General features: G+C 66.8%; 19 protein-coding genes. 16 read left to right on the forward strand and 3 right to left on the reverse strand.

Going from position 1 to position 25,083, the window contains the following annotated elements; all coding sequences use genetic code 11:
* The 7 genes from NW198_RS07530 to NW198_RS07560 all read left to right on the forward strand — a co-directional run bounded on the left by NW198_RS07530 (nt 1) and on the right by NW198_RS07560 (nt 10,142).
* Nucleotides 1-1,044 carry a sugar ABC transporter permease YjfF gene (locus NW198_RS07530; protein WP_258340615.1) on the forward strand — a complete coding sequence of 348 codons (1,044 nt, stop codon included), beginning with the start codon at nt 1-3 and terminating at the stop codon, nt 1,042-1,044.
* A gap of 156 nt (nt 1,045-1,200) precedes the next feature.
* The gene (gene araA, locus NW198_RS07535; protein ID WP_258340616.1) at nt 1,201-2,697 is read left to right on the forward strand and encodes an L-arabinose isomerase; all 1,497 of its coding nucleotides are present in this window, start codon (nt 1,201-1,203) and stop codon (nt 2,695-2,697) included.
* A gap of 84 nt (nt 2,698-2,781) precedes the next feature.
* A complete protein-coding gene (locus NW198_RS07540) occupies nt 2,782-4,389 on the forward strand; it encodes a xylulokinase (protein ID WP_258340617.1) in 1,608 nt (535 codons plus the stop codon).
* A 49-nt stretch (nt 4,390-4,438) separates the two neighbouring features.
* Entirely contained in the window at nt 4,439-5,149 is a 711-nt protein-coding gene (locus NW198_RS07545; protein WP_258340618.1) for an L-ribulose-5-phosphate 4-epimerase, read from the forward strand.
* Between the two features lie 34 nt (nt 5,150-5,183).
* Nucleotides 5,184-6,221, forward strand: coding sequence for a LacI family DNA-binding transcriptional regulator (locus NW198_RS07550; protein ID WP_258340619.1), 1,038 nt, complete (start codon nt 5,184-5,186; stop codon nt 6,219-6,221).
* 118 nt (nt 6,222-6,339) lie between these two features.
* Nucleotides 6,340-8,817, forward strand: coding sequence for a phosphoketolase (locus tag NW198_RS07555; RefSeq protein WP_258340620.1), 2,478 nt, complete (start codon nt 6,340-6,342; stop codon nt 8,815-8,817).
* A gap of 317 nt (nt 8,818-9,134) precedes the next feature.
* Nucleotides 9,135-10,142: a substrate-binding domain-containing protein gene (locus tag NW198_RS07560; RefSeq protein ID WP_258340621.1), complete on the forward strand. Its 1,008-nt coding sequence runs from the start codon at nt 9,135-9,137 to the stop codon at nt 10,140-10,142.
* Nucleotides 10,143-10,462: 320 nt separating this feature from the next.
* Here NW198_RS07560 and NW198_RS07565 read toward each other — a convergent pair whose 3' ends face one another.
* A complete protein-coding gene (locus tag NW198_RS07565) occupies nt 10,463-11,464 on the reverse strand; it encodes a serine hydrolase (protein ID WP_258340622.1) in 1,002 nt (333 codons plus the stop codon).
* Nucleotides 11,465-11,738: 274 nt separating this feature from the next.
* On the opposite strand from NW198_RS07565, the gene NW198_RS07570 reads away from it, so the two are divergent.
* The 7 genes from NW198_RS07570 to NW198_RS07600 all read left to right on the forward strand — a co-directional run bounded on the left by NW198_RS07570 (nt 11,739) and on the right by NW198_RS07600 (nt 21,991).
* A complete protein-coding gene (locus NW198_RS07570) occupies nt 11,739-12,416 on the forward strand; it encodes a TetR/AcrR family transcriptional regulator (protein ID WP_258340623.1) in 678 nt (225 codons plus the stop codon).
* Entirely contained in the window at nt 12,416-17,056 is a 4,641-nt protein-coding gene (locus NW198_RS07575) for a 2-hydroxyacyl-CoA dehydratase (protein WP_258340624.1), read from the forward strand. Before NW198_RS07570 ends, NW198_RS07575 begins: the two co-directional genes overlap by 1 nt.
* A 357-nt stretch (nt 17,057-17,413) precedes the next feature.
* Entirely contained in the window at nt 17,414-18,244 is an 831-nt protein-coding gene (locus tag NW198_RS07580; protein ID WP_258340626.1) for a Cof-type HAD-IIB family hydrolase, read from the forward strand.
* 120 nt (nt 18,245-18,364) lie between these two features.
* On the forward strand, nt 18,365-19,621 hold the full coding sequence (pepT, locus tag NW198_RS07585; protein WP_258340627.1) for a peptidase T: 1,257 nt from the start codon (nt 18,365-18,367) through the stop codon (nt 19,619-19,621).
* 6 nt (nt 19,622-19,627) lie between these two features.
* Nucleotides 19,628-20,179: a hypothetical protein gene (locus tag NW198_RS07590; RefSeq protein WP_258340628.1), complete on the forward strand. Its 552-nt coding sequence runs from the start codon at nt 19,628-19,630 to the stop codon at nt 20,177-20,179.
* Nucleotides 20,176-21,018: an HAD hydrolase family protein gene (locus NW198_RS07595; RefSeq protein WP_087314336.1), complete on the forward strand. Its 843-nt coding sequence runs from the start codon at nt 20,176-20,178 to the stop codon at nt 21,016-21,018. The genes NW198_RS07590 and NW198_RS07595 overlap by 4 nt, the downstream gene beginning before the upstream one ends.
* Nucleotides 21,019-21,196: 178 nt before the next feature.
* A complete protein-coding gene (locus NW198_RS07600) occupies nt 21,197-21,991 on the forward strand; it encodes an HAD family hydrolase (protein ID WP_258340629.1) in 795 nt (264 codons plus the stop codon).
* 228 nt (nt 21,992-22,219) lie between these two features.
* Here NW198_RS07600 and NW198_RS07605 read toward each other — a convergent pair whose 3' ends face one another.
* Nucleotides 22,220-23,143, reverse strand: coding sequence for an ROK family protein (locus tag NW198_RS07605; RefSeq protein WP_087314332.1), 924 nt, complete (start codon nt 23,141-23,143; stop codon nt 22,220-22,222).
* 152 nt (nt 23,144-23,295) lie between these two features.
* On the opposite strand from NW198_RS07605, the gene NW198_RS07610 reads away from it, so the two are divergent.
* Nucleotides 23,296-23,994 (forward strand): TIGR00266 family protein, encoded by a 699-nt coding sequence (locus tag NW198_RS07610; protein ID WP_087314330.1) that lies wholly within the window; start codon nt 23,296-23,298, stop codon nt 23,992-23,994.
* 49 nt (nt 23,995-24,043) lie between these two features.
* On the opposite strand, the gene NW198_RS07615 is transcribed toward NW198_RS07610, so the two are convergent.
* Nucleotides 24,044-24,361, reverse strand: a complete 318-nt coding sequence (locus NW198_RS07615) for a hypothetical protein (protein ID WP_087314328.1) — start codon at nt 24,359-24,361, stop codon at nt 24,044-24,046.
* Nucleotides 24,362-24,706: 345 nt separating this feature from the next.
* On the opposite strand from NW198_RS07615, the gene NW198_RS07620 reads away from it, so the two are divergent.
* A complete protein-coding gene (locus tag NW198_RS07620) occupies nt 24,707-25,063 on the forward strand; it encodes a MarR family transcriptional regulator (protein ID WP_258340633.1) in 357 nt (118 codons plus the stop codon).
* Nucleotides 25,064-25,083: the final 20 nt, after the last annotated feature.

The following is a 25,083-nucleotide window of genomic DNA, read 5'->3' on the forward strand; positions in this document are numbered from 1 at the left end:
ATGGCAACCCTCAAGCTCAAGAGGTCCGAGGGCGCCGGCAAGCGCGCCATCACGGACACCAACCTGCTGCTCACCATCACCATCGTCGTCTTCGCGGTCATGTACATCGGGGCCATGCTGTTCCTCGGCCGCGGCTTTTTGAGGTGGCAGACGTTCTTCAACATCCTCAACACCAACGCGTCCCTGATCATCACGGCCATCGGCCTCTCGATCGTCATGATCTGCGGCAGCATCGACATCTCCGTCGGCGGCGTCGTCGGCCTCGTCACCATGTGCTGCGCGGTCAACCTCGACTATCAGGGCGGAAGTCCCGTCACGGCGCTCGCCATCGCGCTCGGCATCGGCCTGGCCTTCGGCGTGGTCCAGGGCTTCCTGGTGGCGTACCTGGAGATTCAGCCGTTCATCGTCACGCTGGCGGGCATGTTCTTCGCCCGCGGCCTGACCACGATCATCCACGCTGAGCCCTTCAACGTCGCCAACGAGGCGTTCCTCGCCCTCAAGGACACCCGCATCACGATCCCGTTCCTCGGGTCGGTCAACAACTCCGGCAACTTCACCGCGGCCTACATGGAGATCGGCGTCGCCGTGGCGCTCGTCCTCGTGGTCCTGGCCTTCGTGATGCTGCGCTGGACGAGTCTCGGCCGCAGCTTCTACGCCCTCGGCGGCAACCGCCAGAGCGCCCTTATGCTCGGCATCAACACCAAGCGCTCGCTGTTCCTGGCTCACGTCATCAGCGGTCTGCTCGCGGGCATCGCCGGCTACGTCTACATCATGCACTCCGCCTCCGGCGCCGTCACCAACGCCGACGGCATGGAGATGAACGCCATCGCGGCGTCCATCATCGGCGGCACGATGCTCTCCGGCGGCGTGGGCAACATCATCGGCACGTTCTTCGGCGTCCTGTCCCTGGGCACCATCCAGAACATCGTCTCTTCCGCCGGCTTTACCGACGCGTGGTGGGCCAAGATCACCGTCGCCGCGATGATCTGCCTGTTCCTCGTCATCCAGAGCATCGTCCTCGCGCGCAAGAAGCAAACGGAGTGACGCTGCCTCTCCTGAGGTAACGAGTCCTTCCTTCCCTTCCCTCCGCCCCGCCCCCTCGTGGGGCGGGGCCCCGGGGTCGGAAGGGGCGGTTGACAAACGAGTCTGGTTGACAAAAACGTCTGACGACATTGTCATGTCGTGCCGAAAGGAACAGACATGCTCGAGATCAAGAAGTACCGCTTCTATTTCTGCCCCTGCACCCAGGACCTCTATGGCGACGAGGTGCTCAAGCACGTCGCCGAGCACTCCGCCGAGGTCGTCGCGGCGCTCAACGCCTCCGACAAGGTGCCCTTCGAGGTCGTGCTCAAGCCCAACCTGCTCACCTCCGACGTCATCCAGGCCACCTTCAACGAGGCCAACATGGACCCGGAGTGCGCGGGCATCATCACCTGGGCGCACACCTTCTCCCCGTCCAAGAACTACATCGCCGGCCTGCGCGACCTCCGCAAGCCGCTGTGCCAGTTCGCGACGCAGTACAACGAGGAGATCCCGTACGACACCATCGACATGGACTTCATGAACGAGAACCAGGCGGCCCATGGCGAGCGTGAGTTCGGGCACATCTTCGCCCGCATGCGTTGGAACCACAAGGTGATCTTTGGCTACTGGAAGGACGAGTCGGTCCTCGCCGAGCTCGGCGCCTGGCAGCGCGTGGCGGTGGGCATCAACGAGTCCCGCAACATCCGCGTGTGCCGCTTCGCCGACACCATGCGCAACGTCGCGGTGACCGACGGCGACAAGGTCGAGGCCCAGCAGGTCTTTGGCTGGACCGTGGACGCCTGGCCGGTGAACGACCTCGTGCCCTACGTCGACGCCGTCACCCCGGACGAGGTCAAGGCCCTCACCGACGAGTACTACGACACCTATGAGCTCGTGCTCGACGGCCGCGACCCGGACGAGTTCCGTCGCCACGTCGAGGTCCAGGCCGCCCAGGAGATCGGCATCGAGCGCTTCCTCGTGGAGCACAACTACAACGCCTTCTCCGACCACTTCGGCGACCTCGGCGGGCTCAAGCAGCTGCCGTCCCTGGCCATCCAGCGCCTCATGCAGAAGGGCTTTGGCTTTGGCCCCGAGGGCGACTGGAAGACGCCCGCGATGGTGCGCCTCATGAAGGTCATGACCGCCGGCGACCCGTCCGCCAAGGGCTCCGCCCTCATGGAGGACTACACCTACAACCTGGTCCCGGGCAAGGAGGGCATCCTCGAGTCCCACATGGCCGAGGTCGACCCGTCCGTCGCCGAGGGCAGGATCGCCATCCGCGCCACGCCGCTTTCCATGGGCGACCGCGAGGACCCCGCGCGCCTGATCTTCACCGCCAAGACCGGCCCGGCCATCGCCACGTCCCTCGTCGACCTGGGCAACCGCTTCCGCCTGATCATCCAGGACGTCGACTGCAAGAAGGTCGAGAAGCCCATGCCGATGCTGCCCACCGGCACCGTCTTCTGGACCCCGCGCCCCAACCTCAAGGTGGGCACCGAGGCCTGGATCTACGCAGGCGGCGCGCACCACACCGCTATGTCCTACGACCTCACGGCCGACCAGATGGTCGACTGGGCCGACGCCATGGGCATCGAGTCCGTGGTCATCGACGCCGACACCACCATCCGCGGCTTCAAGCGCGACCTCATGCTCGGCGAGGTCTGCTACCGCTAGCGACACGAAGGGACAGCCCCTTTGTCACACGGCGGCCGCGTCCTCGCCCGGGGGCGCGGCCGCTTCACTCAACAAGGAGAAGACATGGCACTCACCAAAGAACAGATCGTCGGAGAGATCGAGTCCGGCGCCACCTCGCTGGGCATCGAGTACGGCTCCACGCGCATCAAGGCGGTCCTCGTGAGCTCCGAGAACGACCCCATCGCCATCGGCGCCTTCGATTGGGAGAACTCGCTGGTCGACGGCTACTGGACCTACAGCAAAGACGAGATCTTCGCGGGCCTCGCCGCCGCGTACGCGTCCATGAAGAAGGACGTGGCCGAGAAGTACGGCGTCACCCTCAAGAAGCTCGGCGCGCTCGGCATCTCCGCGATGATGCACGGCTACCTGCCCTTCGACGCCGAGGGCAACCTGCTCGTGCCCTTCCGCACTTGGCGCAACACCACCACCACGCAGGCCGCCCACGAGCTCTCCGAGCTCTTCGCCTTCCACACGCCCGAGCGCTGGAGCGTCTCCCACATCTACCAGGCCGTCCTGAACGGCGAGGAGCACGTCTCCAAGATCGACTTCTTCACCACGCTCGCGGGCTACGCGCACTGGGCGCTCACCGGCGAGAAGGTCCTCTCGATCGGCGACGCCTCCGGCATGTTCCCCATCGACTCCACCACCCACGACTACGACGCCACCATGCTCGCCAAGTTCGACGAGCTCGTCGCGAGCAAGGGCGTGGCGTGGAAGGTCGAGGACCTGCTGCCCAAGATCCTCGTCGCCGGCGACGTCGCCGGTCACCTCACGGCCGAGGGCGCGGTACTTCTCGACAAGGACGGCGACCTCGAGCCCGGCTGCCCGGTCTGCCCGCCCGAGGGCGACGCCGGCACCGGCATGATCGCCACCAACTCCGTGGCGCCGCGCACCGGCAACGTCTCGGCCGGCACCTCGGTCTTCTCGATGGTCGTGCTCGAGCACGCGCTCAAGGACGCCACCGTGCCCGAGATCGACCTCGTGACCACCCCCGTGGGCGACCCGGTGGCCATGGTGCACTGCAACAACTGCACCTCCGACATCAACGACTGGGTCGACCTGCTCTGCGACTTCTCCGAGCTCATGGGCGCCAAGCTCGACAAGGGCGAGGTCTTCACCAAGCTCTTCAACGCCGCGCTCACGGGCGACAAGGACGCCGGCGGGCTCGTCTCCATCCCGTTCATCTCGGGCGAGACGGTCATGGGTGTCCAGACCGGCTACCCGATGGTGGTCCGCGGCCAGAACGCCAACTTCACGATCGCCAACTTCATGCGCATGAACATCATGGCCGCCTTCGGCGCCCTGGCCGCCGGCAACGAGGTCCTGCGCGCCGAGGACGTCAAGATCGACAAGCTCTACGGCCACGGCGGCATCTTCAAGACCCCCAAGGTCGCGCAGAGCCTGCTCGCCGCCGCGCTCGAGGCGCCCGTGACCGTCATGGCGACCGCCGGCGAGGGCGGCGCCTGGGGCCAGGCCGTCGCGGCGTCCTACATGATCCACAAGGCCGAGGGCGAGTCGCTGGCCGACTACCTCAACGACAAGGTGTTCGCGGACATGGAGGGCACCACGCTCGAGCCCGATGCCGCCGACGTCGAGGGCTACCGCGCCTTCCTTGCCACGTTCAAGAAGGTCAACGAGGCCGAGAAGGCCGCCGAGGCCGCCCTCGCCTGATGAAAGGGGACCGTCCCTTTTCATCGTCTGACTGATTGGAGAGAAGCACATGATGCTCAAGGAGCTTCGCGAGAAGGTCTACGAGGCCAACATGGACCTTCCCAAGCACGGTCTGGTCGTGTTCACCTGGGGCAACGCCTCCGAGCTCGACCGCGAGAAGGGCCTCTTCGTGATCAAGCCCTCCGGCGTGGACTACGACGAGCTCACGCCCGAGTCCATGGTCGTCTGTGACCTCGACGGCAAGGTCGTCGAGGGGGACCTCAACCCCTCCTCAGACACCGCCACCCACGCCTACCTCTACCAGAAGTGGGGCGACAAGATCGGCGGCGTCGTGCACACGCACTCGTCCTGGGCCGTCTCCTGGGCGCAGGCCGGCCGCGACGTGCCGGCCTACGGCACCACGCACGCGGACTACTTCTACGGCCCGGTGCCCTGCATGCGCGGCCTGACCGAGGCCGAGATCGAGGAGGCCTACGAGCTCAACACCGGCAAGGTGATCTACGAGGGCTTCACCGAGCGCGGCATCGACCCGGTGGCCGTTCCCGCCGTCCTCGTGCGCAACCACGGCCCCTTCTCCTGGGGCAAGGATGCTGCGCAGGCGGTCTACCACGCGGTGGTGCTCGAGGAGGTCGCCAAGATGGCAACCCGCACCGAGGCGCTGCTGCCCGGCGTCGAGCCGGCGCCGCAGTACCTGCAGGACAAGCACTACCTGCGCAAGCACGGCCCCAACGCCTACTACGGCCAGGGCGGCGCGCACTAACGGACACGAGCGAGTGAGAGGGGAGGACGAGCGCATGGCGGCCAAGGTGACCCTGCGCGACATCGCGCGCGAGGTGGGGCTCTCGACCACCGCCGTGTCGCTCGTCCTCAACGATCGCCCGTGCAAGATCTCGGAGGAGAGCCGCCGGCGCATCAAGGAGGTGGCGCGCCGCAAGCGCTACATCCCCAACCAGATCGCCCGCAGCCTCGTGACCCGGCGCTCCCAGACCATCGGCCTGGTGGTGCCCAACATCGAGAGCAGGTTCTTCTCGTCCCTCGCGCGCAGGCTCGAGCTGGGGTGTCGCGAGCGCGGCTACGTGCTGCTGATCACCAACTCCGACGACTCCCCGGAAAACGACGCCGAGCTCGTGGGTCTTCTCGCCAACCGCGGCGTGGACGGGATCTTTGTCGTGGCCTCCACCGGGTCCGAGGGGGACCCCGCCCTGCGCTCGGCGCTCGAGGGCCTGCCGATGCCGTTTGTGATGGTCGACCGCCTCGCCGAGGGCATCGCCTGCGACAAGGTCGCCTTCAACAACGAGGCGGGCGGCTACCTGGCGTGCCGCTACCTCCTCGACGCCGGGCACCGCCGCATCGCGTGCCTGCTCAACGTGGCCTCCAACACCGGGCGCGAGCGCCTGGCGGGCTACGAGCGGGCGCTGCGCGAGCGCGGCATCGAGCCCGACCCCGCGCTCGTGCTGCCGTGCGCCTACTACATCCCCAAGGCCTACGAGGTGGCGGCCCGTCTGCTCGACACCGACGCCACGGCGGTCTTTGCGGGCAGCGACAACATCGCGCTGGGCCTGCTCAAGCGCCTCTACGAGCGGGGGCTGCGCGTCCCGCGCGACTACTCGGTGGTGAGCTACGACAACTCGGCGGCGGACGTGCTGTTTGAGCCGGCGCTCACCTCCATCGAGCAGAACGTCGACGAGCTCGCCGCGGCGGCGCTCGACGTGATGTTTAGGCGCGTGGAGGAGGACGAGCTCGGGGAGCCCGAGGAGCGGATCCTCATGCCGCGCCTCGTGATCAAGAGCAGCGTGCGCGCGATGGGCGAGCCGCCTGCGGAGGCCGTTTAGTAAACGTTCGGTCAAAATGAAAAACGCTGAGAGGTAAAACGTTTTACCAAATATACTGAAACCGTTAGGAAACATCGCGGGCTCGACACGCGAGGCCGCGAGGGAGAAAGGGAACAGCATGGCTAACCCCGTCATCGGCACCCCGTGGAAGAAGCTCAACGGGCCGGTCTCCGAGGAGGAGCTCAAGGGCGTCGACCGCTACTGGCGCGCCGCCAACTACCTCTCCGTGGGCCAGATCTACCTGCGCTCCAACCCGCTCATGCGCGAGGGCTTCAGCCGCGAGGACGTCAAGCACCGCCTCGTGGGCCACTGGGGCACCACGCCCGGCATCAACTTCCTCTTTGGCCACATCAACCGCCTCATCGCCGACCACCAGCAAAACGCCATCTTCCTGATGGGCCCCGGTCACGGCGGCCCGGCCGGCACCGCGCAGTCCCTGCTCGACGGCACCTATCGTGAGGTCCGCCCGGACATCACCGACGACGAGGCCGGCCTGCAGAAGTTCTTCCGCCAGTTCTCCTACCCCGGCGGCATCCCCAGCCACTACGCGCCCGAGACCCCCGGCTCCATCCACGAGGGCGGCGAGCTCGGCTACACGCTCTCCCACGCCTACGGTGCCGTCCTCGACAACCCGAGCCTGCTCGCGGTGGCCGTGGTGGGCGACGGCGAGGCCGAGACCGGACCTCTTGCCACGTCCTGGCAGACCAACAAGTTCATGGACCCGCTGACCGACGGCATCGTGCTGCCGATCCTGCACCTCAACGGCTACAAGATCGCCAACCCCACGATCCTCGCCCGCATCTCCGACGCCGAGCGCGACGAGTTCTTCCGCGGCATGGGCTACCACCCGTACAACTTCGTCGCCGGCTTTGACAACGAGGACCACTCCTCGATCCACCGTCGCTTCGCCGCGCTGCTCGAGGCCGTCTTCGACGAGATCTGCGACATCAAGGCCCGCGTGGCCGCCGGCGAGGCGAGCCGTCCGTTCTACCCGATGATCGTCTTCCGCACCCCCAAGGGCTGGACCTGCCCCAAGGAGATCGACGGCAAGAAGACCGAGGGCTCCTGGCGTGCCCACCAGGTGCCGCTGGCCTCCGCGCGCGACACCGAGGAGCACTTCCAGATCCTCAAGGGCTGGATGGAGTCCTACAGGCCCGAGGAGCTCTTCGACGAGAACGGCGCCATCCGCCCCGAGGTCAACGACTGGATGCCCACCGGCGAGCTGCGCATCGGCGCCAACCCCAACGCCAACGGCGGCACGATCCGCAACGAGCTCACGCTGCCCGACACCCGCAAGTACGAGGTGCCGGTCGCCGAGAAGGGCCACGGCTTCGGTGCCGTCGAGGCCACGCGCGTCCTGGGCGAGTACACCGCCGAGCTCATCAACAACAACCGCGACGCCTTCCGCATCTTTGGCCCGGACGAGACCGCGTCCAACCGCCTGCAGCCGTCCTATCAGGTGACCGACAAGCAGTGGTTTGGCGAGGGCACCTATGACGACCCCGCCAACGACGAGCACCTCTCGCCCGTGGGCAACGTCATCGAGCAGCTCTCCGAGCACCAGTGCGAGGGCCTGCTCGAGGGCTACATCCTCACCGGCCGTAACGGCCTCTGGAGCTCCTACGAGTCCTTCGTCCACATCGTGGACTCCATGGTCAACCAGCACTGCAAGTGGCTCGAGGCCACCGTGCGCCACATCGACTGGCGCAAGCCCATCTCCGGCCTCAACATGCTGCTCTCCAGCCACGTCTGGCGCCAGGACCACAACGGCTTCTCCCACCAGGACCCCGGCTTCGTGGACGTTCTTCTCAACAAGAACTTCAACAACGACCACGTGGTGAACATCTACTACCCGGCCGACGCCAACCTGCTGCTCGCCGTCGCCGAGCGCGCCTACGCGTCCACCAACTGCGTGAACGCCATCTTCGCCGGCAAGCAGCCCGCGCCCACGTGGCTCACGCTCGACGAGGCGCGCGAGGAGCTCGCGGCTGGCGCCGCCGAGTGGAAGTGGGCCTCCAACACCGCCGAGGGTGAGGAGCCCGACATCGTGCTCGCCTGCTGCGGCGACGTGCCCACCGGCGAGGCCATGGCGGCGCTCGACCTGCTCGACAAGCTCGGCGTCAAGGTCCGCCTGGTCAACGTGGTCGACCTTCTCAGCATCCAGAACGTCTCCGAGAACGATCACGCCATGTCTGACGAGAAGTTCGTCGAGCTCTTCACGGCCGACAAGCCGGTTCTGTTTGCGTTCCACGCCTATCCCGGCACGATCCGCCGCCTCATCTGGGACCGTCCGAACCACGACAACTTCAACGTTCACGGCTACCAGGAGCAGGGTTCCACGACCACGCCGTACGACATGGTCCGCGTGAACGACATGGACCGCTGGGCCCTTGCCGCCGATGCCCTGCGCATGATCGACGCCGACAAGTGGTCCGCGCAGATCGGCGAGTGGGAGAACTTCCGCGTCGACGCGTTCCAGTTTGCCGTCGACAACGGCTACGACCACCCGGCCTTCACCGACTGGAAGTGGCGTGACGCCTCCGACGCGGGCGAGGACATCTCCGCCACGCAGATGACCGCGGGCGACAACGAGTAAGTCGCGCTCGCACCATACGCACCTGAGGGGCCGCCCGCCCTTCTCTCCGGTTCACTGAGCTTCGCTCAGAAATCACCGGATGAGAAGGGCGGGCGGCCCGTGTCGTATGGGTCGAAGGTCGCTGACGACTAGGAGAAGAGCTGCTGGGCAAGAAGAGCCGGCCGGGCCCGTTTGCGTACGACGAAGGTCGCTGACAACCAGGGGAAGAGATGCCGTCCGCCGAGAAATGAGCCGCTGGCCAGATGGGGCGCCAAACATTGTTCGGCGGTGTTTATCATGGTGTTCATGTTGTGAGACACGGAAGGGCGGTTTGTTGCATGAGAAACGTCGGGGTTCGAGAGATCAGCAGGAAGACGGGCTTCTCCCCGGCGACGGTGTCCAATGCGCTCAACCGCAAGCGCGGCGTGAACAAGGAGACAGCGGCGATCATCCTGCGCGCGGCCCGCGAGCTCGGCTATGACCGCTCCAACCACATCACTCACATCAACTTTGTCCAGGCGCGCAAGACCGGAGAGATTCTCGACGAAGGCACCTTCCACATGGGTGTCATCAAGGGCGTCGAGCGTGCGGCGCGCGAGCACGACCTGAGCATCATCTTCACCAACATGGAGCTCGGTGACCGCCAGGAGGCCGCGCGCGAGGCCCGTGAGATCGTCAATGACTCCTCGAGCGCCGTGGTCCTTCTTGGCACGGAGATGGCGGAGGAGGACTACGACCTGTTCAGGGGTGCCAAGTCGCCGTTTGTGGTCGTTGACGGGTGGAGCGACCACCTCTTCTTCGAGTGCATCGTGACCTCCAACGAGAACTCGGCCCTGCGTGCGGTGAGCTACCTCATCAAGATGGGGCACCGAGAGATCGGCTACATCGCGGGGTCGTATCGCATCAAGAACTTCCCGCTGCGCGAGCGCGGCTACCGTCGGGCGATGCGCGAGGCCAACCTTCCCGTCAACCCCAACTTCCGTGTTGAGGTGGGGACCACGGTCAACACCGCCTACGAGTCCATGAAGGCGTGGCTGGCCACTAACCCGGTGCTGCCCACGGCGTTTTTCGTCGAGAACGACATCATGGCGCTCGGCTGCATGCGCGCCATGACCGAGCGCGGCATCAAGATCCCCGAGGACGTCTCGGTGCTGGGGTTTGACGACCTCTCCTTCGCGAGCATCTCCAACCCGCCGCTCACGACGATGCGCGTCCCCAACGGCGAGATGGGCGAGCTCGCGGTGAAGACCATCGTGGACCGCATGCGCTCGCCGCGCGACTACACGAGCGTGGTGCACCTCTCGACGACCTTCGTCGAGCGGCAGAGCGTCCTTCGCCTCGTCTGACGCGGCGCTTTGCGCGCAATCTGACCCGTGCGGGGGATGCCGCGCCGCAAAAACGGCCTTCGATCCATATTCGGCCGGGCGGGAAAACAAAACCGCGCTTCGATCCATGAGTTTTTTGCCCTCAGGCGCGGTCCTCGCGCTTGCTCGATTGCATATGCCCAGTTGAGCTATCGCAAGGAGCATCTCGAATCGGCCCGAGGGGTCATTTTTCCATGGATCGAAGCACGGTTTTGTTCTGCGGGTCGGCCGAATATGGACTGAAGGCCGATTTTGCAGTCCATGGGACTGATCCCCGGAGGATTTTTTTGCCCCGCGCGGCTTCAGCGCATCGTGTCGAGGGCGTCGTCGAGCGCGGAGATGAGCGGCACGAGTCGATCGAGGTCGGCGGAGAGGTCGGTCATCACCGCAAACGCGTAGGCGCCGTCCTCCGAGATGACCACGCCGGCGTCGTTGGTCGAGGTGTAGCCGGTTCCGTCCTCGGGATACCATCCGGCCTTGGCCAAGACCTCGTGCTCGTCGCGCAGGGCGCCGCCACTGGGGGAGAAGCCCGTCTGCGCGAGCAGCCCCGTGAGCTCCTCGGCGCCCGCCTCGCCCGAGGTGCCGTAGCGCCAGATCTCCTGCCACACCGCAACGAGCTCGTTTGCCGTGATGTCGGGGTAGTAGTGGTCATAGGCGCGCCCGCCGGCGCCCGTCGCCCCGCATTCCGTGAGCCACGCGGCAAACGGCGCGAGCTTAAAGGTCTCGATCAGCGTCTCGTACGAGGTGTTGGAGGAGTTGAGCAGGCAGTCTGCCATGGTCTGCCCCAGGCCCGCCGAGCCGCTGTATGTCTCGCAGACGTAGGCGCAGTAGGCGGCCTTGATGGCGCTTGCCGGATAGCGGACCTCGTCTGCGTTGTAGCTCACGCCGACGCCGCTCTCCAGGTCGACGGCGCGCACGCTCACGCTGTAGCCCGCCTCCACGAGCGCGGAGATCTCCGACTCCAGGGCGGCAAACTCCTCCGTCTCGAGGAAGCCCTCGGGCGCGCTCACGGTCACGCCCAGATCTGAGGCGGCTTCGACGACGGGGCCGCTGGGATCGAAGGCCTCGTCCTCGGCGGGGGCGTTTTCTGCCGCGGGCTCGGCGGCCTGCTCGTCCTGCTCGCCCTGCGCGTCCGCCGCCGCGTCGTCCGGCTCCTCGTCGGGGGCTCGGTCCTCGACCTCGACCTGCGCCGCTGGCTCGCTTTGCTCGGCGGTGACGGCAGGCTCCGTCACGCCGCACGAGGCAAGGAGAACCGCACATGCCGTACCTGCCAGCGCCTGAGCAAGCGTTGCTCCGTGCCTCATGAAGCCTCCAACCCACGTTGAACCCTTCCCATTATCGCAGCGTCAGGAGGGCGTTTGGTATCCATTGTGAAAAAACGTGCGAACGGTCGGGCGCGGGATAGGGCCTCTTCTATGCGTCTCCGGGCAGCCCCGCCGCACCGTGGAGATGTTGTGCTGCCTGCCTCCGCATCCGCGCCGCCGTAAGGTTTCTGCACAGGTTGTGCAATACTACGCAGGCTGTGCAATATCCGGGTCCCGCGACCCGGTCCGCAACGTCGAAGGGACTGCCCGCCACATGCAGGAATGCGTGCTCAGCACCGACCGCAGGAGCGTCCGGACTAGGTCTGCCCTGCGCCGCGCCCTCGCCGAGGAGATCGCCTCCACCGGCGACCTCTCCCGCGTGACCGTCACCGCGGTGACGGAGCGCGCCGGCGTCACGCGCCGCACCTTCTACTCCCACTTCCGTGACATCCCCGACCTCGTTCGCCAGATCGAGGACGAGACCCTCGCCGAGCTGCGCGCTCCGCTCGCGCGCCTGGCCGCGTGCCACCTCGACGACCTGCGCCGCGCCCTCGCCAACGGCGAGCCGGCCCCCGGCGCCGAGGCGCTGCTGCGCGCCGTTCGCGAACGCGGCGACTACCTGCGCCCGCTGCTCGGCAACGGCGGTGACCCGGCCTTTGCCGAGCGCATCAAGGCGCTCGTGCACGAGGTCGTGGGCATGCGCGCGGTCGACGGGCTTGACCTGCGCGCGTTTGGCCCGCTCTTTGACTACTACCTCACGTTTGCCATCTCGGCCGAGGTCGGCGTGCTCCTGCGCTGGCTCGACGGCGGCATGCGCGAGAGCGTTCCCACCATGGCGCGCCTCATGACCGCGCTCATGTTCGTGCGCCCAGGAGACCTCTACGACAGCCCCATCGACCTTGACATACCCAGCTTCGCGCTCGCCGCCATGTGCTCCAAGGAGGACAACTGATGACCGACAAGACCGCCGCTTCCATCCGGGCCGAGCAAACCGCGCGCGCCCACAAGCCGCTCGAGCTCAAGCAGGAAGGTGCCGAGCTCTCGCCGGCGCGGCCCGCTGACTTCTCCCACGCCCACCTGCGCCTGGGCATCGACGTGGGCTCCACCACCGTCAAGCTCGCCGTCATCGACGACTCTGACAACCTCGTCTACGCCAACTACGAGCGCCACCACACCGACATCCGCGCCACGGCAAAGGAGCTCTTCGCCCGCGCCCGCAAGGTGATCGGCGAGGCGCCCATGCGCGTCTCGATCACCGGCTCCGGCGGCATGCTGCTCGCGAGCTGGCTCGACCTCGAGTTCGTTCAGGAGGTCATCGCCTCCAAGCGCGCCGTCGAGACGCTCATCCCCCAGACCGACTGCGCGATCGAGCTCGGCGGCGAGGACGCCAAGATCATCTATTTCGACAACGGCATCGAGCAGCGCATGAACGGCACCTGCGCCGGCGGCACGGGCGCCTTCATCGACCAGATGGCGAGCCTTCTGCACACCGACGCCTCCGGCCTCAACGAGCTCGCCAAGGGCGCCACGCAGATCCACCCCATCGCGAGCCGCTGCGGCGTCTTCGCCAAGTCCGACGTCCAGCCGCTGCTCAACGAGGGCGCCCGTCCCGAGGACATCGCGGCCTCCATCTTCCAGGCCGTGGCCAACCAGACGGTCTCCGGCCTTGCGTGCGGGCACCCCATCCGCGGCCACGTGGCGTTTCTCGGCGGCCCGCTCCAGTACCTCTCGGAGCTCCGCAAGCGCTTCTATCTCACGCTCAACCTCGACGACGAGCACATCATCGTGCCCGAGAACGCGCACCTGTTCGTGGCCACCGGCGCGGCGCTCGCCGGCGAGTCCGAGAAGTACGTGACCTTTGGCGAGGTCATCCAGCTGCTCGAGAACCTCAAGGACGTCCAGGGCTCCGAGGTCGCGCGCCTCGAGCCGCTCTTCGAGACCGAGGCCGACTACCAGGAGTTCAAGGAGCGCCACGACAAGCAGGTGGTGCCCAAGGGCGACCTCGAGAGCTATCAGGGCCGCGTGTTCATCGGCATCGACGCCGGCTCCACCACGATGAAGGCCGCCGTGGTGGGCGAGGCGGGCGAGCTGCTCTACACCTGGTACGGCAACAACAACGGCGACGTCCTCGGCACTGCGCGCACCATCATGGACGACATCTACGACAAGATGCCGGCCGGCTGCGTCATCGGCCACGTGACCACCACGGGCTACGGCGAGCAGATCCTCATCGAGGCCCTCCGCGCCGACTCCGGCGAGATCGAGACCGTCGCGCACCTGCGCGGCGCCAAGGCCTTTGTCCCGGGCGTCGAGTTCATCCTCGACATCGGCGGCCAGGACATGAAGTGCCTGCAGGTCAAGGACGGCGTGATCGAGCACATCATGCTCAACGAGGCCTGCTCCTCGGGCTGCGGCAGCTTCATCGAGAGCTTCGCCGTGTCCATGAACATGTCCGTCCAGGAGTTCGCGCAGGCGGCCGTGGGCGCCAAGAGCCCCGTCGACCTGGGGTCGCGCTGCACCGTCTTCATGAACTCCCGCGTCAAGCAGGCGCAGAAGGAGGGCGCGACCATCGGCGACGTGGCGGCGGGCCTCTCGTACTCCGTCATCAAGAACGCCCTGTTCAAGGTCATCAAGCTCCGCGACTTCGACGAGATCGGCCAGTACTGCGTGGTCCAGGGCGGCACCTTCATGTCCGACGCCACCCTGCGCGCCTTCGAGCTGCTCACCGGGCGCGACGTCATCCGACCGGACATCGCCGGCACGATGGGCGCCTACGGCGCGGCCCTTCTCGCCCGCGACCGCGCCGGAGTCGGCGGCACCTCGCAGCTGCTCTCCCGCGAGGAGATTGACAACCTCCAGGTCAAGCACACCAACGTCCACTGCGGGCGCTGCTCCAACAACTGCCTGCTCACGATCAACGACTTTGGCGGCGGCCGTCGCTTCATCACGGGCAACCGCTGCGAGAAGGGCGCCGGCGGCTCGCGCGCCAAGAAAAACGACGCCCCCAACCTCTTTGACTTCAAGAACAAGCTGCTCTTTGACCGCCCGGTGCTCTCGCCGGAGGAGGCGCCCCGCGGCACCGTGGGCATCCCGCGCGCGCTCAACATGTACGAGAACTACCCGTTCTGGCACGCGTTCTTCACCAAGCTGGGCTTCTCGGTGGTGCTCTCCGATCAGACCTCGGCGGCCACCTACGACGCCGGCATCGAGTCGATGCCCTCCGAGAGCGTGTGCTACCCGGCCAAGCTCTCCCACGGCCACATCATGAACCTGCTGGCCAAGGACCCCGACTTCATCTGGATGCCCTGCATTCGCTGGGAGCGTCAGGAGGACGAGGGTGCCACGAACCACTACAACTGCCCGATCGTCATGAGCTACCCGCAGGCGCTGGGCCTCAACGTCGACGAGCTGGGGGAGGGGAGCAAGGTCGAGTACCTCTCGCCCTTCATCCCCTATGACAAGAAGCGCGAGCTCAAGCGCCGCCTCTACGAGCTGATCGTGGAGCAGCGCGAGAAGGACGCCGCCGAGGGCCGCGGGCGCGTCCGCGGTGAGCGCATCACCCGCTCCGAGATCGACGCCGCCGTCAACGCCGCGTGGGAGGCCGACCTCGAGTTCAAGGACGCCATGCACCGCGCCGGCGACGAGGCCCTGCGCTGGATCGAGGAGCACGACGCTCACGGCATCGTGCTCGCCGGCCGTCCCTATCACAACGACCCCGAGATCAACCACGCCATTCCGTCGCTGGTGCACTCCTTCGGCTTTGCCGTTCTCACCGAGGACTCCGTGGCGCACAAGATGAAGCCCGAGCGCCCCATCCGCGTGATCGACCAGTGGATGTTCCACAGCCGCCTCTACCGCGCGGCGCGCTTCGTGGCCTCCCGCAACGACCTCGACCTCATTCAGCTCTTCTCGTTTGGCTGCGGACTCGACGCCCTGACCACCGACCAGGTCCAGGAGATCCTCGAGGCCTCCGGCAAGATCTACACCGTCCTCAAGATCGACCAGGTGTCCAACCTCGGCGCCGCCCGCATCCGCATCCGCTCACTCATGGCGGCCCTCACCGAGCAGCGCGAGGAGCTGCGTCGCGCCGCCTCCCAGGGCAAGGTCCGCGAGGTCGAGCCCGTGGGCGTCATGAGCGCCGACGGCTCCATCGAGCGCGCCCGCGCCACCGCGCCCGGCCGCGTGCCCGTCTATCGCGAGGCCGCCAGCGCCGCCTTCGAGAAGGTCCGCTACACCGAGGACATGCAGAAGGCCGGCTACACCATCCTCGTGCCGCAGATGGCGCCGATCCACTTTGACCTGCTCGAGGTCCTGCTCAAGAGCGCCGGCTACAACGTGGTGCTGCTGCCCTCCGTCGACCAGGGCGCCGTCGAGGCCGGCCTCAAGTACGTCAACAACGACATCTGCTACCCGTCGATCCTGGTCACGGGCCAGATCATGGAGGCGGTGCTCTCCGGCGAGTACGACCTCTCGCGCACGGCTGTCATCATCACCCAGACCGGCGGCGGCTGCCGCGCCACCAACTACATCGCGCTCATCCGCAAGGCGCTCAAGGACTCCGGCCACCCCGAGGTTCCGGTGATCTCCCTCACCGCGGCCTCCGGCCTGGACGAGAAGAACCCGGGCTTCTCCATCTTCAAGCCCGACCTGCTGGTCAAGGCCGTCTACGCCCTGCTTTACGGCGACCTCATCATGCAGCTGCTCTACCGCTGCCGTCCCTACGAGGCGCAGACCGGCGCTGCCGACGCGCTCTATGACCGCATGATGGCCGAGGCCAAGGGCTTCGTGGCGTCCTCCACGGCGTCTCGCGGCAGGTTCTACCAGCTCTGCCAGCGCACCATCGATGCCTTCGAGGCGCTGCCGCTCGAGGACGACCGCTCCAAGCCGCGTGTGGGCGTGGTGGGCGAGATTCTCGTCAAGTTCCACCCCACGGCCAACAACCAGGTGGTCAAGGTCATCGAGCAGGAGGGTTGCGAGGCCAACGTGCCCGGCCTCGTGGACTTCTTCCTCTTTGGCATGACCAACGCCATCAACACCAACAAGGAGCTGGGCACCAAGGCCTCGAGCCGCCTCACGCACATGGCGGGCATCAAGCTCATCGAGAGCTTCCGCGAGCCCATCAACAAGATGCTCGCCAAGACCACGCGCTTCCAGACCTATCCCGACATCTTCGAACTCGCCGCCAAGGCCGAGAAGGTGCTGTCCCTGTGCAACACGATGGGCGAGGGCTGGCTGCTCACGGCCGAGATGGTCGACCTCATTGAGACCGGAACGCCCAACATCGTGTGCTGCTCGCCGTTTGCGTGCCTGCCCAACCACGTGGTGGGCAAGTCCGTGATCAAGCGCCTGCGCCAGATGCACCCCGAGAGCAACATCGTGGCCGTGGACTACGACCCGGGTGCCTCCGAGGTCAACCAGCTCAACCGCATCAAGCTCATGATCTCCGTGGCCAAGGAGAACTATCGCGTCAACCGTGGGGGCGGCTTCAAGCTCGAGAACCCCGACGATCCCACGCGCGGCGGCGAGGACTACGGCCCGATTCACCTGAGCGACGATCAGCTCGCGCAGATTGAGGCGGCCAAGCGCCGCTAGAGGCGCGGCGGGGCGGACCGGGCGCCCGGTCCGCCCCGCCGTGTCTGCAAAAGTGGCCTCCGGGACATATTCCGGTGAGCGCCGAAGCAAAACCTCGCTTCGATCCATGACATTTTGGCCTTCCGGCCCGGTTCGCGGCATGCCTCGGGAAAGCTTAACTGGGCTTTTATAATCGAGCGCGCGTGCGACTGCCGCTCTTGGGCAAAAAACTCATGGATCGAAGCAAGGTTTTGTCGTGGCGCCCACCGGAATATGTCCCGAAGGCCACTTTTGCAGAACGCGTGCCCCCATCGTCCCCGTTTCGCCCCGCGCAAGAGGCGGCGCTATCATGGGTGCGTTCACGATGGGGGAGGGCACATGGTCAAGCTGGTCTTTGTGGACATGGACGACACGTTCGTCACGCCGGACAAGGTGATCACGCCGGAGAACCTGCGCATCCTGGACGTGGCCCACGAGCGGGGCGTCCAGTTCGTCCCCTGCACGGGGCGCAGCGTCCGTGGCCTTCCACCGCAGCTCAGGGACCATCCTTGCGTGCGCTATGCCGTCTGCAGCGGCGGCGCGCTCGTCTACGACCTCCGCTCTAATGCACAGGGCCCCGCACCCCTTCACCGGGTTCCCATCCGGAAGGACGTCGTGCGGTCGCTGTACGAGGAGGTGCGCGAGCAGCGCATCTCGTTCGATCTGACGGGCGAGGACGCCGTCTTCGCCTCCGCCGATCGCTGGCCCGTCTACTGGGAGGCGCCCCTTGACGAGGCCACGCGCGAGATGGTGCTCGCGCAGCGCCTTCGCTTTGAGGGCACCACGGGCGAGCTCATCGAGCAGATGGAGCGCATCTACCGCATCAACGCGCTCTTCGTGGACGACGCGGGGCGCGACGCCGTCTGGCGCGGCGTCGACGCGCGGCCGGAGCTCTGCCGCACGTCCTCCATCGGCGTCAACGTCGAGATCACGAGCGCCGCGGCAACCAAGGGGACTGCGCTGGCCTGGCTCTGCGGCCACCTCGGCGTCTCGCCCGCGGACGTGGTCGCCTTTGGCGACTCCGACAGCGACGTCTCCATGCTCGAGGCGGCCGGCGACGGCGTGGCGATGGGCAATGCGCGGCCCGAGGTCAAGGCCGCCGCAGATCACGTCGCGCCGCCGTGCACCGAGTCCGGCGTGGCGCGCTACCTGGAGCCGCTGCTCGGCTAGACCGTTCGCGCGGAGCGGACGTGATCGCCTCGATTACCTCCCGCTGACGCGCGTCGCCCACCCCTGCGCTAGACTATCAGGCGAGAAAATCGCGACCCCGCAACGACCACGGGAGGTTCCATGTCAGACGTCCTCGAGCGCTTCCTGCGCTACGTCCAGGTTGACTCTCCGTCAGACCCCGACAACCTCGATCAGACCCCGTCGACCCCCTGCCAGCACGACATGGCGCGCCTGCTCGCGGACGACCTCGCCGCCATCGGCTGCGAGAACGTCACGGCAGACGAGCACGCCTACGTCACGGGCTTCCTGCCCGCCTCGGCCGGCGCGGAGGACCTGCCGGCGCTCGTGCTCTGCGCGCACATCGACTCCTCCCCGGACGCCCCGGCCCACGGCGTGCGCCCGCACGTGGTGCGCTACGAGGGCGGCCCGCTCGTCTCGGGCGTCGTCGACGGCGAGCCGGTCCAGACCACGCCCGAGCAGGTCCCCGACCTCGCGCGGTTCGTGGGACAGGACATCGTCTGCTCCGACGGCACCACGCTGCTCTCCGCCGACGACAAGGCCGGCGTCGCCGAGATCATGGCGCTGCTCGCCCGCCTGGCGGAAAACCCCGCGCTGCCGCATCCCCGCATCGTCGCGGCCTTTGTCCCGGACGAGGAGATCGGCCACGGCGCGAGCCTGCTCGACGTCGAGGCGCTCGGCGCGTGCGGCGGCTACACCGTGGACGGCGAGGCGCTCGGCGAGTTCAACTACGAGTGCTTCTCGGCCAGCGAGGCGACCGTCACCGTGCGCGGCGTGATGGTGCATCCCGGCAGCGCCAAGGACGTCATGGTCAACGCCATCACCGTGGCGAGAGAGTTCCAGCAGATGATTCCCGCCGCGCAGCGCCCCGAGCACACCGAGGGCCGCGAGGGCTTCTTCCACCCCACCGACATCGAGGGCACCGCCTCCGCCGTCACCCTCACCTACATCCTGCGCGACTTCGACGCCGATGCCTTCGCGCGCCGCGAGCAGACCATGCGCGACGTCGCCGCCTTCCTCAACGCCCGCTACGGCGAGGGTACGGTGAGCGTCTCCATCCGCCCGCAGTACCGCAACATGGCAGAGAAGTTCGGCCCCGCCGACCAGCGTCTCATTGACTTTGCGCTCGAGGCCAACCGCGAGGTGGGGATCGACCCCGTCGAGGTCCCGGCGCGTGGCGGCACCGATGGCGCCCAGCTCACCTTCCGCGGCCTGCCGTGCCCCAACCTCGCGACGGGCGGCTACAACGCCCACTCCGTCCGCGAGTTCGTGCCGGTGCGCAGCCTCGAGCTCACCGTCGACATGCTGGAGCGCCTCGTGGCGAAGTTCGCCGCCGCGGCTCCCGGCGGAGAGGCGTAGGGACCCGTGGAGCTCGTCGTTCTTGCCGCCGTGGAGGTCGTGCTGCCGGTGCTCGCGCTGCTGCTCGAGCACATGGGCAACGTGCGCCTCTCCGAGCGGCATCACCGCCACCACGACACCTACGTCGTGCCGGTCTCGTTCACCCGCGGCCTCGTGCTGGCCATGGCGTTCATGAGCGTGCTGGGGTTTGTCCTGGGCTGGCTCTGCGCGATGCTCGAGTTTCTGCCCAGCCCGCTGCCGGTGTTCGCGTTCTTTGACGCGTTCATCGTCACGTGCTTTGCCGGGTGGGCCATCCTTAACCGCTACAAGGTCTCGGTCTTTGGCTCGCGCCTGGTCATCACGCCGTTCGTCGGGCACGACGCGTCCGTCCGATTTGACGACATCGACCTGCTCGGGTGGGTCGGGCTGCGCAAGGGCTCGGGGTACCGCGACCTCGTCATCTGGGCGCGCGGCTGGCGCGTGGGCCGCATCTCCGGCATGGTGGACGTGGAGCAGATCCTCATGGCCATGGACCGCTTTGACGCGCTTCCGCGCGTGGAGGGGGGAATCATCTCGTGATCAAGCTCGTTCTTTCGGACATGGACAACACGCTCATTCCGCTGGGCGAGAAGCACGTGAGCCCGCGCACCATCTCCGCCATCCACGAGCTCATGGACGCGGGCGTGCGCTTTGGCCCTGCCACCGGTCGCGACACCGTCGAGCTGCTGCGCTTCTTTGACATGGACGAGTCCTGCTTCAAGACGGGCATCCTCTCCAACGGCAAGCGCATCCGCCTTGACGGCGCCTACGTCCAGATGACGCTCATCCCGCGCGACGCCCTCGAGCGTATCGACGCGGCGCTGCGCCCCGAGCCGGGCATGTTCCTCGTGTGCTACCCCGAGCAGACCAACCTGCTCTATCCCGCGTATGGCGTGGGCACCACCGACGATGAGCTCGCCTATTACGCCCGCCGCACGCGCTTCACCGGCATCGCCGTCGACCAGATCCCCGACGAGGACTACATCGCGGCGACCATCGCCTGCCCGGAGGACCCCGAGCACATGGAGCGCTGCCGGCAGATCGTGGCCGAGGCGGCGCCGGACATGCGGATCGCGTCGCCCATCTCGGGCTGGTTTGACATCATGCCGCAGGGCGTCTCCAAGGCCGCCGGGCTCGACGTTCTTCTCGACGCGCTGGACATCACGGCCGATGAGGTCGTCGCATTTGGCGATGCCGAGAACGACCTCGAGATCCTTCGCAAGGTCCGCCACTCCGTGGCCGTGGCCAACGCCACCGACGAGGTCCTGGCCACCGCCAACTATCGCGTGGGCTCTGTCGCTGACGAGGGCGTGGCAGACGCGCTGCTCGAGATCGCCCGCGCCACCCGAGCCGGCGAGATGCCCGCGTTCCTGCAGTGAGAGGGGCTGTTGGTCGTGACAGTTGCGTCAGGTTGCGGGTTGACAGTTGCGTCAGGTTATATTGTCAACTCGGAACGAGTTGACAATATAACCTGACGCAACTGTCAACCCGCAACCTGACGCAACTGTCAACCCGCGGTCCGTTACGACCGCCAAGTCCAGACGAGGAGGTTCAGCCATGATCAAGCTCATTGCGTCAGACATGGACGGCACGCTGCTGGACGGCGACGCCCAGGTTCCCGAGGAGACCTTCGAGCTCATCCACGCCCTGCACGAGAAGGGCGTGCGCTTTGTGGCCAGCTCAGGGCGTCGCTATGACACGCTGCGCTGGTTCTTTGGGCCGGTTGCGGACGAGATGGACTATGTGGCATCGCTCGGCACGCAGGTCTACGCCGACGGTCGCCTACTCGACCGCGAGGTCTTCTCGACCATCGCGGTGATGCGCCTGTTTGAGACCACGCAGCTCTTTGACTGCATCCATCTTGCGCTCTATGACGCCACGCACACCTATCTGCTCAACGACCAGAGCTCCTACCTGCGCGAGCTTGACAAGGACCTCCCCAACGCCGAGCGCATCTTCGACCCGCCCTCGCCGGACGTGAGCATCATCAAGGCCGCCGTGTGCTGTGAGCTGCCCGAGCAGCTCATGGACATGGCCTACGTTCTCGAGCGCGAGCTCTCCGAGTGGTTCACCTTCCTGCCGAGCGGCTCGCGCTGGATCGACGTGGTGCCGCGCCACGTGAACAAGGCAACGGGGCTCGAGCAGGTGCTGCGCTACTGGGGCATCGACCGCAGCGAGGTCGTGGCCTTTGGCGACTCCATGAACGACTACGCGATGCTGCGCTACGTGGGGCACCCCTACGTGATGGAGAACGCCCGCTACGCCGTGCGCCAGATCGGCCAGCGCGTCATCGGCCGCAACACCGAGCACGCCGTTCAGGCCACGATGCGCGAGATCCTCGAGGGCCTGTAGCCGGCAAGTTGACAATATAACCTGACGTAATTGTCAACTGGTCGGGGGTGGGGCGGTGCGGCGTGGCTGCGTTGGCGAAAAAGGCCCGAAGTGCGCCCTCCGCCGGAGGGCACACTCGTGAAGGGCTTCTTGGCTGGGCGGCCAACTGGCCTTTGTGGCTTGGCGCGTCGGCCCGATCGAGGGGCTCTGACGAGAGGCGATGCACTTTGGGGCAAAAATGCCAACAACCTAGAGGTTTTCTGCCGCGGACCGCTTCTCGCGCATGCGGAGGAAGTGCTGGTACGCGCCGATGAGGTTGGCGTCGTTGAAGAAGCGGCAGGTCACGATCTCAACCTCGGGGAAGTCGTAGAGCAGCTCCGCGTTGAAGCGGCGATGAGCATCCCGCACGCCCTCGATGAAGAGCGGGTTTTTGCTGATGCCGCCGCCCAGGCAGATGCGCTCCGGATCGAGCCAGCACTGGATGTTGTGAATCTGCATCGCGATGCCGTCGCACACGTCGCTAAACACGCGCGCGGTGACCTCGTCGCCCTCCTCGAGCCAGGTGAAGAGCTGTCGCCCGTCGCAGCGCTCGATGCCCTTGGCCTCGGCCAGGCGCCGACACATGCCAAACGTGGAGCACTCCGTCGACCAGGCGCCGTCGTCGCGCAGCTCGCTGTCTTTGCGCGGGAGCTTGGAGTACATCATCGAGGCCTCGCCGGAGTAGAGGTGCGCGCCCTTGTAGAGCTCTCCGTTGATCACCGTGCCGCCGCCGATGCCCGTCCCAAAGGTGAGCACCACGCCGGACCGGACGCCCTGCAGGTTGCCCACGGCGAGCTCGGCCATCGTGGAGCAGCGGGCGTCGTTTTCCACCTCGACGGGTAGGCCAAAGCGCTTCTCCCACGCGGTGACGTCCGCGTTGAAGTTGTACTTGAGCGCGCCGCCGGTGTGGAGGTACTTGCGGTCGACGTCGATCACGCCGGGCATGGAGAGCGCGATACCCTCAACGGGCCCCAACTGCGCAAGCACGCCCTCGAGGGCCTCGAGGAAGGGGCCCTGGTCCTCGGACTCGGGGTCCGGCGTGGGGACCTCCCCTTGGAGCTGGATGTCGGTGCCCTCCATCGCGCAGTACTTGATGGCGGTTCCGCCCACGTCAAAAACGGCGAGCCTGGTCATGTCTCCTCCTGTCACGGGTTCTGCGGTGCCATCGTAGCGCGAGGCAGGCGGGGGAGGGGCGCCGCGTCGGCGAACGGGCGGCTCGGCGACGCGGACCCGCACGCTATACTGGGCGAGAAGGACGTGCCTCCCAGCTCGAGAAGGGAACCATCATGAGATTCGTTCTGACCGGCGACTCCGATTGCCCCATCGCCCGCATCGCGCTCGCGCAGGGCGAGTCCGTGCGGACCGAGAGTGGAAGCATGGTGTACTCCCGCGGGGTCGAGATCACGGGCGGGCTCAACACCAAGAAGAAGGGCCTCGGCGGCGTGTTCAGCGCCATCGGTCGCAGCATCACGAGCGGCGAGTCCATGTTCATCACCACGGCCACCGGCACCTCCGCAGACGGCGAGATCGCCATCGCCCCGCCCATCCCCGGCAAGATCATGGAGCTCGCGATTGATGACGCTCACCAGTACCGCCTGAACACCGGGGCGTTTCTCGCCTGCGACGAGGGCGTGGACTACACGATGGTGAGCCAGGGCGTCTCCAAGGCGCTCTTCGGCAACACGGGAGGCCTCTTCGTGATGGAGGTGCACGGTGCGGGCTCGCTTTTGGTCTCCGCGTTTGGCGACGTCCTGGTGCTCGACGTCACGCCCGACGAGCCACTGGTCGTGGACAACGAGCACGTGGTGGCGTGGGACGCCGCCCTTGACTACCGCATCGAGGTCGCGAGCGGCATGCTCGGCTTCACGACGGGAGAGGGCCTGGTGAACACCTTCGTCGGCAGCGGCCGTGTGTACATCCAGACGCGCAACCTCGCAAACCTGGCCCAGGCGATGCACCCGTACCTGCCCACGCAGTCCAACTAGGCGCCGCGCGCAACTGCGGACGCGCAGCGGCAGGCGAGAAGAGCGGCCCTCACGGCTCGCCCGGCGCCCGCTCGCCGTTGCGGTCTATGCTGCGGCTGGGCACGAACCAGCGCCCGCGCTCCCAGAAGAGCCGCCGGCGCGCGCGAAGCCGCAGCTCAACGTCCCAGACCATGATGACGGTCCCGAGCTCCCAGCGCCCGACCACGCGCGTGAGCGTGCTTGCGACGATGGGGAAGCTGCGCCCGTCCGCCCACGAGATCTCGAGCGGGCGCGTGTGGCCGTCCGCCTCGGTCACCGACCTCACGCAGACGTAGGTGCGCTCGTCGTAGCCGGGTATGCCGTTGGTGCCGCCGAGCAGCCGGGACATGCCGCCCCCTTCCCGCGCGTTGGATACGAACCTGTGTTCGAGTATATACCCCGACCGGACAACAATTGACGCGAGCGAGGGCTATGGCGGCGCAACAAATGAATACCCCCCACGCGGAAATTACTTAAGAACACTGAAATACCAGTTCAACCGCTTGAAAAATGGCTAGGGGGGTATACTCAATTTGACTTGCGAGTTGTCAGGTAATCTCGCGAGGACACTCGAATGAGCAACTTGGGACATGCTTGCTCCCCCAGGCGCTCGAGCCGTTCGCTCGCCCGGGGGATGGCGTCTCAGTTCGTGTCTCCTCGCCGTGGTCGCTCTTGGCCTAAGGAGGTTGGAGCCGTGGCAGAGAAGGTCCCCGCCGTGCAGGGGAGCATCCTCCCCGACGTCATTGACGGCCGGCACACCTACGCCTGGGAGCGGGTGCTGATCTACCTTGCCCAAACCGGCGGGGACGGCGATGGCTCGATCGTGAGCAAGGGGGAGGTCGCCGGGGCGCTGGGGCTCAGCCCCAACACGACGGACTATGCCATGACGCTGCTGCGCCGGCGTGGGCTGGTCAGCGCCTCCCAGCGCCATGCCCCTGACGGCGGCCAGCTCGCCAACGTCTACCGCCTGACGGAGGAGGGCGTGCTCGAGGCCGCGCGCCTCATGCTCCGCGCGTTCACGCCGCGGGCGAGCGCCGCCGCATCCGCGTAGCGCGCGACAGGCACCCCCGG

The sequence above is a fragment of the Thermophilibacter sp. ET337 genome, from assembly GCF_024733715.1.
Lineage (GTDB): Bacteria > Actinomycetota > Coriobacteriia > Coriobacteriales > Atopobiaceae > Thermophilibacter.